Source organism: Spirosoma endbachense, assembly GCF_010233585.1.
In the GTDB taxonomy this organism is placed as follows: domain Bacteria; phylum Bacteroidota; class Bacteroidia; order Cytophagales; family Spirosomataceae; genus Spirosoma; species Spirosoma endbachense.
Genome location: NZ_CP045997.1, coordinates 8,565,178 through 8,578,648, shown reverse-complemented (window position 1 = coordinate 8,578,648; position 13,471 = coordinate 8,565,178). Strand labels below are relative to the sequence as shown.

At 48.0% G+C, this 13,471-nt stretch carries 9 protein-coding genes and 1 tRNA gene; 6 read left to right on the top strand and 4 right to left on the bottom strand.

Annotated elements, in window-relative coordinates:
* Positions 1-290 precede the first annotated feature (290 nt).
* A tRNA-Ser gene (locus GJR95_RS34800) sits at positions 291-375 on the bottom strand.
* Between the two features lie 175 nt (positions 376-550).
* Here GJR95_RS34800 and purL point away from each other — a divergent pair.
* Both purL and GJR95_RS34790 read left to right on the top strand, forming a co-directional pair.
* Positions 551-2,779, top strand: a complete 2,229-nt coding sequence (gene purL, locus GJR95_RS34795) for a phosphoribosylformylglycinamidine synthase subunit PurL (RefSeq protein ID WP_162390235.1) — start codon at positions 551-553, stop codon at positions 2,777-2,779.
* Between the two features lie 14 nt (positions 2,780-2,793).
* Positions 2,794-3,351, top strand: coding sequence for a D-sedoheptulose-7-phosphate isomerase (locus GJR95_RS34790; protein ID WP_162390234.1), 558 nt, complete (start codon positions 2,794-2,796; stop codon positions 3,349-3,351).
* A 40-nt stretch (positions 3,352-3,391) separates the two neighbouring features.
* Here the strand turns inward: GJR95_RS34790 and GJR95_RS34785 are convergent, their stop codons facing one another.
* The 3 genes from GJR95_RS34785 to GJR95_RS34775 form a co-directional block, all read right to left on the bottom strand.
* Positions 3,392-4,102, bottom strand: coding sequence for a sulfite oxidase-like oxidoreductase (locus tag GJR95_RS34785; RefSeq protein ID WP_162390233.1), 711 nt, complete (start codon positions 4,100-4,102; stop codon positions 3,392-3,394).
* 42 nt (positions 4,103-4,144) lie between these two features.
* Positions 4,145-5,218, bottom strand: a complete 1,074-nt coding sequence (pheA, locus tag GJR95_RS34780; RefSeq protein ID WP_162390232.1) for a prephenate dehydratase — start codon at positions 5,216-5,218, stop codon at positions 4,145-4,147.
* Between the two features lie 99 nt (positions 5,219-5,317).
* On the bottom strand, positions 5,318-7,216 hold the full coding sequence (locus tag GJR95_RS34775) for a DNA topoisomerase IV subunit B (RefSeq protein WP_162390231.1): 1,899 nt from the start codon (positions 7,214-7,216) through the stop codon (positions 5,318-5,320).
* Positions 7,217-7,468: 252 nt separating this feature from the next.
* Here GJR95_RS34775 and GJR95_RS34770 point away from each other — a divergent pair, with 252 nt between their 5' ends.
* The 4 genes from GJR95_RS34770 (at position 7,469) to GJR95_RS34755 (ending at position 13,438) form a co-directional block, all read left to right on the top strand.
* Positions 7,469-10,093: an SLBB domain-containing protein gene (locus GJR95_RS34770; RefSeq protein WP_162390230.1), complete on the top strand. Its 2,625-nt coding sequence runs from the start codon at positions 7,469-7,471 to the stop codon at positions 10,091-10,093.
* A 13-nt stretch (positions 10,094-10,106) separates the two neighbouring features.
* Positions 10,107-11,219, top strand: coding sequence for a GumC domain-containing protein (locus tag GJR95_RS34765; protein ID WP_162390229.1), 1,113 nt, complete (start codon positions 10,107-10,109; stop codon positions 11,217-11,219).
* 45 nt (positions 11,220-11,264) lie between these two features.
* Positions 11,265-12,095, top strand: a complete 831-nt coding sequence (locus GJR95_RS34760; RefSeq protein ID WP_162390228.1) for an ABC transporter permease — start codon at positions 11,265-11,267, stop codon at positions 12,093-12,095.
* 86 nt (positions 12,096-12,181) lie between these two features.
* Positions 12,182-13,438 carry an ABC transporter ATP-binding protein gene (locus tag GJR95_RS34755; protein ID WP_162390227.1) on the top strand — a complete coding sequence of 419 codons (1,257 nt, stop codon included), beginning with the start codon at positions 12,182-12,184 and terminating at the stop codon, positions 13,436-13,438.
* Positions 13,439-13,471 lie beyond the last annotated feature (33 nt).

The window sequence follows — 13,471 nt, the reverse complement described above, 5'->3', positions numbered from 1 at the left end:
GTCAGCCGTGACAAGCCAGTCGCGGTAGTCTGGCCAAAACTACTAAGTAAGTAGTCAGTATAGAGGTCGAGGGTTGTCTGCATACTCAAAATTAAACCAGCCATCCAAAAGGTGGCGTAACATCAGTAAGAATACATTAAACGTGTCAGGATACATAATAACTAGCTGAATAACAGCAAATTATAAAAATGCGGTCAGCGATTACAGATTTTGAATTCAAAAAAAGCGATATTTGAAAATAAAAAAAAGCACTCAAATCGCTGATTGTGAGTGCTTTAATTTTTCTTTTGCAGAGAGAGAGGGATTCGAACCCCCGGACCTGTGACAGTCTTCGGTTTTCAAGACCGACGCAATCGACCACTCTGCCATCTCTCTTTCTGGGTGCAAATATACAACCCTTTTGAGATTTGTCAACCCATACCGGGCCATTTTCCGGCAAAAGCCGTAATTTTGAGGAGTCATTTCATTACATGAATGGTTCGCTGGTTGACCCTTTGACGGCTAAACAGCTCGTACTCAACTACGCAACCAGTCAACAATTAATCTTCCCGTGGACGCTACCGAATCGCTACCCTCGCTTGAAACCGCCCGTAAACTGGGCCTCCTGCCCGACGAATTTGACCGTATTGCCCAAATTCTGGGCCGGCGGCCAAATTTTACTGAACTGAGTATCTTCTCGGTGATGTGGTCGGAACACTGCTCCTACAAAAACTCGATCGTCTGGCTCAAAACACTGCCGCGCGACTCAGACCGGATGCTGGCGAAAGCTGGAGATGAAAATGCCGGATTAGTTGACATTGGCGACGGCCTGGCCTGCTCGTTCAAAATCGAATCCCATAATCACCCATCCGCACTGGAACCCTATCAGGGTGCTGCTACGGGCGTGGGTGGTATCAACCGCGATATCTTTACGATGGGTGCCCGCCCGATTGCTCAGCTTAACTCGCTCCGTTTCGGCAGTCTCGATCTGGCTAAAACCAAGCGGTTGCTGCGGGGTGTCGTGAAAGGTATCGGCGATTATGGTAATGCATTCGGTATTCCAACCGTTGGTGGGGAGCTGTATTTCGATGAGTGCTACAATACAAATCCGCTCGTCAATGCGTTCTCAGCAGGTATTGTTGAGGTCGGAAAAGTGGCTAAAGCGACCTCCTATGGTGTCGGTAACCCTGTGTTTATCGTTGGTTCGGCAACGGGTAAAGATGGTATTCACGGGGCAACGTTTGCGTCGGAAGATATATCGGCAGCATCGACCGATAAGTTACCCGCCGTACAGGTCGGTGACCCTTTCATGGAGAAGCTGTTGCTCGAAGCCACGCTCGAAATCATTGCAACAGGCTATGTGATCGGTATTCAGGATATGGGCGCAGCCGGTATCATCTGTTCGACGTCTGAAATGAGTGCGAAGGGTGAGCATGGTATGATTATCGACCTCGACAAAGTGCCAACGCGTCAGCCTAACATGGCTCCATTCGAAATTCTGCTTTCGGAATCGCAGGAGCGCATGCTCGTTGTGATCGAGAAAGGCAAAGAAGACGTAATTCAGGGCATTTTTGATAAGTGGGATTTGAATTGTGCTCAGATCGGTGAGGTTACGGATACGCAGCGGCTGCATTTCTACCGGTATGGCGAACTGGTTGCCGATGTTCCGGCCTATGATCTTGTGCTGGGTGGTGGCGCTCCTCAATACCATCGTGAATACACCGAACCAGCCTATATTAAAGAGTTTGCCAAATTTGACCCTTCGGATGTAGATGATCTGGATAAGGATGAGCTGAAAAAAGTGGCTCAGCATTTGTTGACTCACCCCAATATCTGTTCCCGCAAGTGGGTCTATCAGCAGTATGATTCTACCGTCGGAACGGCCAACCGCAGTACCAATGCACCTTCTGATGCTGCCGTCGTGCGTGTAAAAGGATCGGATAAATCAATTGTCATTACGGTCGATTGCAATAGCCGTTACGTCAATGCCAACCCGCGTCAGGGGGCGATGATCGCCGTGGCAGAAGCCGCCCGGAACATCGTTTGTTCGGGTGGAGAGCCTATTGCCGTTACCAATAACCTGAATTTCGGCAATCCATATGTGCCGGAAGTGTACTGGCAGTTTGTTGAGGCCGTTCAGGGTATGGGCGAAGCCTGCCGCCGGTTCAGTACACCCGTTACGGGAGGTAACGTCAGTTTTTACAACCAAAGCTCCGACGATGGTCCGGTGTTCCCGACGCCAACGATTGGTATGCTGGGTCTGATGGAACACCCCAGCCACCGAATGACACTCGATTTTAAAAATGAAGGTGATCTGATTTATCTGGTTGGTCCTTCAACCGATGACATTGCCTCATCGGAATATCTGTATTCATACAAGGGTATTAAAGCCTCTCCGGCACCAAACTTCGACTTTGAGACGGAATGGCGCATCCAGGAATCGATCAAAACAATGATTCGAAATGGCTGGATCAAATCCGCCCACGACATATCGGACGGTGGCCTGTTTGTAACCCTGGCCGAATCGGCAATGGCGGGCGACAAAGGATTCCAGATCGAAACTGATGATCGTTACCGTACGGATGCCTTCCTGTTTGGCGAAAGCCAGAGCCGGGTCGTTATTTCGATCTCGCCTGACCAGCAACAACACGTTGAAGGGTATCTGGATGATACGATTCTGCCCTTTGCCTTTTTGGGAAAAGTTACTGCCGGCGGATTTGTCGTCGACGATATGGCCGTGCTGACCCTGGCCGAAGCAAAAGACAGCTACGATAACGCTCTAGGCAAGATTATGAGCTAATTGCTCCCATACGAATGAATAAAGCTTATTTTGAAACGTATCTCGAACGGCAGAAAGCCGCCTATGATGCTATCCCTATTGATCAGGTAGAACATATTATCAACCTGATCAAAAAATGCTGGGAAGAAGATCGTCAACTCTTTGCGTTCGGAAATGGAGGTAGCGCGTCGAATGTTTCGCATTTTATCACTGATCTTGGCAAAAGCGCATCCGATCGGATGGGAAAACGGTTTCGTTGCTTATCCCTGAATGAAAGTATTTCGTGGATTACAGCCCTTGGCAACGATTATGCCTATGAGGATGTGTATGTCCAGCAATTGCACAACTATGCGCAACCCGGCGATCTGGTACTAACGCTGAGCGTAAGTGGAAACTCGCCAAATGTGGTAAAAGCCATTCACTGGGCGAAGGAGAATGGCTTAACCACCATTGCCCTGGTTGGTGGCAATGGCGGTCGGCTCGCTGCCATTGCCGATGAAGTCATTATTGTTCAGGACGAACACTATGGGCGTGTTGAAGACGCCCAGATGACCATCTGCCACATGCTATGCTATGGGTTTATTGAATCATAATATGTTGAGAAGAGACGCGCTACCCTGCGTCTCTTCTCAGTTATGAATAGCGATCATTACGCCAGGGATAGGCCGTGTTGGAATAACCACGCTCTTCCCAGAAACCGAGCTGATTCTTGGTCAAAAACTCAATGCGTTTGATCCATTTAGAGCCTTTCCAGGCGTAAAGCTGGGGCGTAATCATGCGTAAGGGTCCACCATGTTCGCGGGCCAGTGGCTGACCATCGGCCGTATGAACCAGCAATACATCGGGCTTGAGCGCTTCTTCGAGCGACAGATTGGTCGAATAACCATCGTATCCGTAGCACATTACATGCGTTGCGGTGCTTTTCGGATCGACCAGAGCAGCCAGGTCCATAAACCGAACCCCAACCCACGGAACGTCCAGCCGCGACCAGGTGGTTACGCAGTGAAAATCGCTCGTATCTTCAATCTGCGGTAATGCCATCAGATCTTCCCATTTCAGCCGCATCGGGTTCTCTACTTCTCCATCAATGTTGAGTTGCCATTTATCGAGCGGAATACTGGGCTGATAACCAAGGTCGAGTACGGGCCATTTTGTTGTGACTGTCTGCCCGATGGGTACCGTGGGCATGCCGTGTCGGTTTGGCAAACCCGATCCACGTGGCTGCTCATCGGTCATAGATGGCGTCTGCGCCATTTTCTCTTCGAACCGACGCTTCAGTTTCATCCGCGCATCGATAATCCGGTCGAGCTTTTCAGGGTGTTCAGAGGATGTATTGGCTTCCATACGGGCACAGTTTTTAATACAACAACAAACGGGAGTTCCTGGTTAGGCCACCCGTACGTAACTTCCCAGCAGTTTTACTTCGGCTGCATGGTGATTTAGAATTTCCTGCAAATCCTGGTCGTCAGAATGGCCTTCACATTCGATCAGGAACCAATAGCGAAATGTCGCTCCTTCGCGCAGGGGGCGGCTTTCGATTTTGGTCAGGTTAATGTTCCGGGCATTGAACTCCTGCAGAAATTCGGCCAAGACCCCTGGAGATTCAGTATTAGGCAGCTTGGCAATGATCGTTGTTTTATCGCTGCCACTTGGCTGGTTTTTAAAATTTTTGGCCAGAATCAGGAACCGGGTGCGGTTTAGATCACTGTCTTCGATATTGTCGAATAAGACAGGAACGTCGAACAGTTTGGCGGCAATATGCGAACAGACAGCCGCCGTATGTGGGTTTTGGGCAGCCAGTTTAGCGGCTCTTGATGTCGATTCGACTGGAACCAGTTCCGCCTTCAAGCCCTCAAAGGAATCATTAAGAAACTTGCTGCACTGCCGAAACGCAATATCTTTGGAATAGATCTGCGTGATCTCGGCCAGGTTTTCAGTCTGCGTCGCAAAGGTAAAGTGGACAGGAATCTGAACCTCAGCCGCAATGGTCAGGTCTTTTTCGAGTAGCAGATCGATCGCTTCTTCGACAATACCCTCCTGATTATTTTCGATCGGTATGACACCAAACCTGACCCGTCCTGTTTCTACGCTCTCGAATACCGATCGGATGGTTGGCAATGCCATATAGGCGCTCATCGCCCCGAAACGGCTTTCGGCGGCCTGGTGTGTAAAACTTCCTTCCGGCCCTAAATAAGCAACCCGCTCCGGTAGTTCAAGATTGCGCGATACCGCAAAGATTTCCAGAAAGATAGCCTCAATAGCCGGGCGATTCATCAGGCCGTTGTTTTTCGTTTGCAAACGGTCTATTATTTGCTTCTCGCGCTCAGGGCGATAAATAACGGCGTTTGTCGAACGTTTGAGTTCGCCTACCCGACGCACAAGCTCCATTCGCTGGTTGAGGAGAGTAAGGAGCTGATCATCAAGCGCGTCGATGTCATTACGGAGGGATTCGAGAGTCATTTTTAGTCAGTCGCGTGCCGTCATCTGCCAGCACAATAAAAAAGCAGTAAGCAGTATACTGCAAAAGTACACTGCCTACTGCCTCCTGCAAACTCTTGACTAAACTAAAGCAGCATCTTCTATATCTTTCTCGATGCGCAGGTTATCGATAATAAATCGTTGACGATCGGGCGTGTTCTTACCCATATAGTAACTGAGCAATTTTGGGACCGATGTTTCTTTCTCCATGATCACTGGTTCCAGGCGCATGTTTTCGCCGATAAACAGTCCGAATTCTTCCGGCGAAATTTCTCCAAGGCCTTTAAATCGGGTGATTTCGGTTTTTTTGCCCCCTTTCAACAGCTTGTTGATTGCATTCTGTTTTTCTTCATCCGAATAACAATAGGTCGTTTCCTTATGGTTTTTAGGGTTACGTACGCGAAATAATGGCGTCTCAAGAATATACAGGTGGCCATTACGAACCAGATCCGGAAAAAATTGCAGGAAGAACGTCAACATCAGGAGCCGAATATGCATACCATCAACATCGGCATCGGTGGCAATCACAATTCGGTTGTAGCGAAGCCCCTCCAGCCCGTCTTCAATGTCGAGCGCGTGCTGAAGCAGGTTAAATTCTTCGTTTTCATACACGACTTTCTTGGTCAGGCCAAAACAGTTGAGCGGTTTCCCCCGTAAGCTGAATACAGCCTGCGACTGAACGTTACGCGATTTGGTGATCGAACCACTGGCCGAATCACCTTCGGTAATGAAAAGCGTTGACTGATAGCGGTCTTCGGCTTTCAAATCGGGCAGATGATTGCGGCAGTCGCGAAGTTTTTTATTGTGAAGACTTGCTTTTTTGGCACGATCATTGGCCAATTTTTTTATACCGGCGAGTTCCTTCCGTTCCCGCTCCGATTGTTCGATACGTTTCTTGAGCGCATCACGGACAGAGGGGTTCATGTGCAGGAAATCGTCAAGCCGTTCTTTGACGAAATCTTTAACAAATGAGTTGACCGATTGGGCATTCGACTCGGGCGACATATTGATCGAACCAAGCTTTGTTTTGGTCTGTGATTCGAACACTGGCTCCTGAACGCGAATACTTACGGCGGCAATTATTGACGCTCTGACATCGGCTACGTCATAGTTCTTGTCAAAGTGTTTACGAATGGTTTCAACGATTGCTTCGCGCAAGGCCTGAAGGTGCGTTCCACCCTGGGTAGTATACTGACCATTAACGAATGAATAATATTCTTCGCCATACTGGTTACCATGCGTCATGGCAATTTCCAGATCATTACCCTTCAGGTGAATGATCGGGTAACGCAGAGAGTCTTCGTCTTTTTTTGTCTTGTCACGAAGAAGATCTAGCAAACCATTTTGTGAAACGTATTTTTGCTTATTGAATGTAATCGTCAGACCTGCATTCAGATAGCAGTAGTTCCAGATCATGTTCTCCAGAAACTGCGGGATATAATGAAAATGCTTAAATACAGTATCGTCTGGTTCAAAACAAATAAGGGTTCCGTTTCGCTCGCTGGTTGGTTCTTCGCCCTGATTTTTAAGGATACCCCGTTCAAATTCTGCCCAAACGGTTCGTCCCTCACGAAAAGCCTGTACCCGAAAGTAACCCGACAACGCATTGACCGCTTTCGTACCGACTCCGTTGAGGCCGACCGATTTCTGGAATGCACCGGAGTCGTATTTTCCACCGGTATTGATTTTGGAGACAACTTCAACAACTTTACCAAGTGGAATGCCACGGCCGTAGTCGCGAACTTCAACCCGGTGATCGGTAACGCGCACGTCGATGTTTTTGCCGAAACCCATCACGTGTTCGTCGATGCAGTTGTCAATCGTTTCTTTAATCAGGACGTAGATGCCGTCATCGGCGGCAGCGCCATCGCCAAGTTTGCCAATATACATGCCCGGCCGAAGGCGAATGTGTTCGCGCCAATCGAGTGAACGGATACTGTCTTCGTTGTACTGTACGGGCTGATTTGCCTGTTCTGTCATGGACGGTTGGTAGGTAATTTAAGAACGAACGAATGGTTTTGCAAACCAGGGTTCAAATTAATACATTAGAAAAATCATACCTATAGTAGGCATGGGAATAAAAGACTCCGGATAGTAAGAAATCGTTCATAATCCGGCAAAAGTTCATTTACTTTGCCGACTGAACATAAGAAACGTACTACACAGGCAATTATGTCGTTACATACAGGCCCTTTTAACTGATTAGTCAGCAGCCTTCGACATCTTAAAAATATGCAAAAAATCCGAAATAATCACAACTTCGTGTTAAAATATTTTTATGACTTTACGGCGCAATTCCCGCGCCAACTGAGCGCCGGTCTGGCCGTGATGAGTTTAGGCCTGGTGAGTCTTTCGGTACAGGCTCAGGTTGCTCCGGCCGCCGGAACCGGAAGTGGAACCGGAACAACGACCTCCCCCAGTTCCGGCCGTTCCAGCAGTTCTCCAGCCGCCACACAGGGTGCTACATCAGGGCAGGGGACTGCTCTTCCTCAGGGCGTCAATATTAATAATTTGCCCGCCAATATACAGCAACAGATCAAACAACAGGGTGGGCAGATCCCCGGCAGAAACGCTACCACTGGTCGCACAACCTCGCAGCCGACGAATCAGACGGAACGAACGAATGCAACCGTTCCTGGCGATACCAGTGATACTGGACCAACAACCAGCGCGGAGGTAATTGAAGATGGATACGAACGGGCACGGCGTCGTGAAAAAGAGGAAAAGCGCCAGAAGTTATTTGGCTATACGCTCTTCAACGATCCGGCCATGAAAGAGGCTTTCCAGCCGAATATAAGTATAGCCACCCCCCGAAATTATATTGTGGGCCCAGGGGATCAGCTCAATATCCGGCTTTATGGCTTTTCTGAATTTGATTTTACCCAAAAGGTATCGCCAGAAGGGGCTGTTTATTTTGCGAATCAAACGGGTATTGGCCCTGTCTATGTGTCTGGTCTAACCGTTGAGCAGGCCAGAGCACGGATGATCAGTCGATTGTCGTCAAAATTTGTTGGCTTACGTAACTCAACTTATGGCCCCGCCAATACGTTTCTGGAGGTGTCATTAGGTAGCATACGAAGCATTCGGGTAACAGTAACGGGGGATGCCGTTCGGCCAGGTACGTATACGCTCTCATCCTTATCGACGGTGATGAATGCAATCTATCAGGCTGGTGGTCCTAATGAACTCGGCTCGTTCCGGAAAGTGCAGCTGATTCGGAATAATAAAGTTGTCGCCAACCTCGATTTATACGACTACCTTCTGAATGGGACTCAGCAGAATGATTTCCGCCTGCAGGATAACGACAACATTCGGTTCACTACGTATCTCGTACGGGTCGAAATTATTGGAACCGTGAAGCGCAATAACATCTTCGAGATGTTGCCCGGCGAAACGTTCGACCGGCTTTTATTCTACGCGGGTGATTTTGCCGCCAATGCATACAAAGGCCGGGTAAAAGTGAAGCGCCTGACCGACCGTGAACTGAAAGTGATTGATGTAACAGCAGCCGAGTTCAAGACATTTGCCATGCAGGATGGCGATGAAGTAACGGTAGAACAATTGCTGGATCGTTTCGAAAACCAGGTAACCATCGAAGGGGCCGTTTACCGGCCAGGGCAATTTTCGCTTGATCAGAACAAGACACTTAAAGATCTTATCCGCTCAGCAGAAGGGCTTAAAGGGGATGCCTTCCAGGGACGTGTGAATATTGTCAGAACGCGTGAAGATCTGGCGATAGAAAACATTACGGTTAATCTGGCCGACATTATGGCCGGAACCGCCCCCGACATTCAACTGCAGCGCGAAGATCAGATCATCATTACGTCGCGCTTTGATTTAACCGAGCAAGCCGGTGTATCCGTACAGGGTGAAGTGAATCTGCCCATGGAAGGTATTCCTTACATGGCTAACATGACCCTGGAAGATGCGCTGTTACGGGCAGGTGGCCTGAAAGAATCAGCAGCGGCTTCACTGGTTGAGGTTGTGCGTCGGAAGAAAGATGTTGACCCTCGTTCGACTTCTGCGCAGGTAGCCGAAACCTTCCGATTTAATGTTAACCGGGATTTATCGATCAATGCCGATGAGAACCGGTTTATTCTGCAACCCTTCGACCAGATTCTCGTTCGTAAGTCGCCTAATTACCTTGTACAGACCTACGCGAATGTAGAAGGTGAAGTTATTGTGCCGGGTGCTTACCCGATTCGGAGTAAAGACCAGAAGATCTCTGATTTGGTTAGCCTGTCTGGTGGATTAACTCCTCAGGCTTATGTTGAAGGAGCAACGCTGATCCGGCGCGTACAACTCAGTGCTGATGAACTGGCCCGGCGTCAAAAATCAGTTGATGATCTGGCCGAAGCAGCAACATCGGGCAAAGCAGTTGTAGAAACCGAAACATTGTCTGCCGACAAGCCGGAGTCCATCGGTATCAATTTGAAGAAAATTCTGGCCAAGCCAGGTTCGTCAGAGGATATTCTGGTTCAGGAAGGCGACATCCTTCGCATTCCCAAAATATTGGAAACGGTACGTATTCAGGGCGAAGTGCTACTGCCAACAACGGTAAAGTATCGTTCTGGTCAAAACTTTCAGGACTACATATCTCAGTCAGGTGGGTTCACGTCTAAATCGCAGCGTCGGAAGTCGTTTATCGTCTACGCAAATGGCTCTGTAGACCGCACACGAAAGTTCATGTTCTTCAATATTTATCCACGTGTCGAGCCTGGTTCCGAAGTAATTATCCCGAAAAAGACGGGTACTCCTCTGACCCCGCAACAAATATTGAGTTCAACAGCTGGTACGATCTCATCACTCCTGTCAGTGATCGGATTAGTTATCGCCTTAAGCCGAGTTGGCAATTAAATCATACCAGGATATGAGTTCAACAAACCTGACACCAACAGATCCTAACGGAATGGTTACGCGGACAATACCCCCCGACCAGATTTCGCCGAAGTCTCTTGTGGTCCGTATTTTTAAGCTTAAGGAAGTTGCCCGGCGCAACTGGAAGCTACTGTTAATCCTGACAGCGATTGGCGGGATAATTGGGTTTATTTATGATATGACCCACAAGAAGCAACCAGTTTTTAACGCGACAATGACCTTCAATCTCGGAGGAGGTAGCAGCAGCAATACCTTCGGGGACCTGAGTGCGCTGGCTGGTGCTTTTGGTTTAAGTCAGGGCGCACCCGATGCCAGCATTTTCGTAGGCGATAACTTTCTGATCTATGCCAAATCAAGGCCGGTCGTGGAAAAGACGCTGATGAAAACCGTTAAAATCAACGACCGGGACACCTTGCTGATCGATTATTATATCCGGCATAGCGGCATTCGGGACGAAGAGTGGGAAGACAGCGATACACTACGGTCATTTTACTTTGGCAAAAGCAAGAAGCCCGAAGAGTATAGCAAGCTTGAGCGCGTTGCCATGTCGCAGATCTATACCCGCATTAAAGGCGAAATGAGTGTGACGCAACCTGAGCGGAAGTCGTCGTTCATGGAATTGCGTTGTGCCATGCAGGATGAAATGCTGGCGGCTAAGTTTCTGGATAACCACCTGACAACGATCGAGCAGGATTATCGCCAGAAGCAAACGAAAAAAACGAGCGAAATGTACCAATTGCTCCGTTTTCGGGCCGATTCTATTGCCAGTATCCTGAATGGTACAGAAAACAAACTGGCTCAGTATATGGATCAGAACCAGCAAATGGTGGTAGCGCAGGGACAGATCATGCAAACGAAGCTGACCCGCAATTCTACATTCCTGAGTACCATTTACTATCAGGCCGTTCAGAGCGCCGATAATATGCGTTTATCGCTTATTCGGGAAGCGCCCCTGTTCACCGTTATTGAGCCGGTAGAATTGCCACTTTATAAGGAGACTATTACACCGGTTGGTATGCAGGCTGGCATTGCCTTAGGGTTGATTCTGGCGTTTATCGTTATATTTTTACGGGAGGCTTATCGTTCCGTGATGCGGGAAGGCTAGTGATCTGTAGTTTCGGCTACTATTCACTACCGACTAACCACTACCATGAAAACACACGAAGTACTTATAGAACCTGGTCGCGCAGAGCGACATTATTGGAGCGATTTGTGGCGAAATCGCGAATTGCTGTACATTTTGTCGATGCGTGATGTGTCGGTTCGGTATAAGCAAACGGCTCTTGGCACAGCCTGGGGTTTAATCCGACCGCTGACCACCATGCTTATCATGGTATTTGTTTTCAGCAAGATTGCCAAACTACCAGCCGACCCCGGTGTGCCTTACCCATTGATGGTATTAGGCGGCATTACGGTCTGGACGTTTTTTTCCACTGCCTTTACGCAGATCAGCAACAGTGTTACCCTGAATTCGAATCTAGTAACGAAGGTATATTTTCCGCGGCTGATCATGCCAATTAGCTCGGTGGCCGTGAGTTTTCTGGATTTTTTAGTATCATTGGGATTATTCATCTTATTGGCTATCTGGTATCGGTTTATCCCCGACTGGCATCTGGTTCTTGTCCCCGTATTTGTCGTATTGGCGGCTCTGGCGGCTTTTGCCTTCGGATTATTTTTTGCGGTGATCAACGTCCGGTTCCGGGATATAGGTCAGTTGATTCCGTTTATTGTGCAGGTCGGTTTCTATGCTTGCCCAATTGCGTATAGCAGCCGATTAGTTTCTAAAGAGAGTTGGTATCCGCTTTATATTCTTAACCCCTTAGTGGGTATTATTGATGGCTTTCGTTGGGCGTTACTCGGCGAAAAAGCGTATTTTAACCCAGACAGTTTAATAGCCTCCGTTATTATTGTAGGCATTTGCTTAAGTTTGTCTCTTTACTTTTTCCGTAAACGCGAGAACACATTTGTTGATGATATATAATAGCCATTAATTGACGGTCATTGCTGGTTAGTTTCATCTAAAACTAAGCGACAATGACCGTCATTCATGACTAATAACCACAAGCTATGTCCGTCATTACTGTAGAAAATATAAGTAAACAATACATTATTGACCACCAGAAGGGCAAGGGCGTTAATACCCTGCGTGACGTATTAACTGAAAACTTCCGGCAGTTCTTCGGTGGCAAGAAAGCACAGGAAACTACCACACGAGAAGAATTTTGGGCGTTACGTGACGTAAGTTTCTCTATTGAACAGGGAGATCGCGTTGGTATTGTTGGGCATAACGGCGCGGGCAAATCCACCCTTCTGAAAATCCTGAGTAAAATTATTGAGCCTACTACAGGTTCTGTACGTATAAAAGGACGAGTTGCTTCTCTGCTTGAAGTTGGTACCGGGTTTCACCCGGAGCTGACCGGCCGCGAAAACATTTACCTCAATGGTTCGCTACTGGGCATGAGTCGAAATGAGATTCGGAAGCAATTTGATGAAATTGTTGCCTTTGCCGGTGTCGAAAAATTTCTGGATACGCCCGTTAAGCGGTACTCATCAGGCATGTATGTTCGCCTGGGATTTGCGATTTCGGCTCACCTCGATCCGGAAATTATGATCGTGGATGAGGTACTGGCTGTCGGTGATGCTGAATTTCAGAAAAAGAGTCTGGGCAAAATGCGCGATAACTCAGCGAGTGGCCGAACAATCCTGTTTGTGAGCCATAACCTGACTGCTGTTCAGGCACTTTGCAACAAAACACTTTATTTTGAGAAAGGGCAACTGCTTGAACAGGGTGAAACAAATCAGGTAATTGCCACTTATTTGAGTAAAGTATCCAAAACCCGGCTCCTTCGGCAGTGGGATTCCCCAGAAGAAGCTCCGGGTAACGATTATGTCCGGATCAAGCGAATTGAACTGGTTCCGGATTATCAGGATGAATTGACTCATATTGATGTACGGACGCCAATGAAATTCCGGTTCGAGTTCTGGAATATGATGGATCGTGCCAATCTGAACCTGTCGATGCACCTTAACTCCCTGACCGGAGAATGTATTTTCAACGTTGGCACACAATCGAAGCCTTACGAAAAAGGATTAATTGCCGGTGAGTGCACCATTCCAGGGTATTTTCTTAATGACGGTTCTTACACGATCTCGGTAATGGTTGTGAAAGATACGGTTACCCCCTTATTTGTTATGGAAGAAGGTATTACCTTCGAGGTGGAAGACTATCGCGAGGGTATTGCCTGGTACGGGAAATGGCCGGGCTACGTTCGACCACAGTTTCCTTTCGAGATGGGTATGTTGGAACCAGCATCTATAAAATGAGTTTTCTGCAATCCGACGTAGTTATTTTTCGTT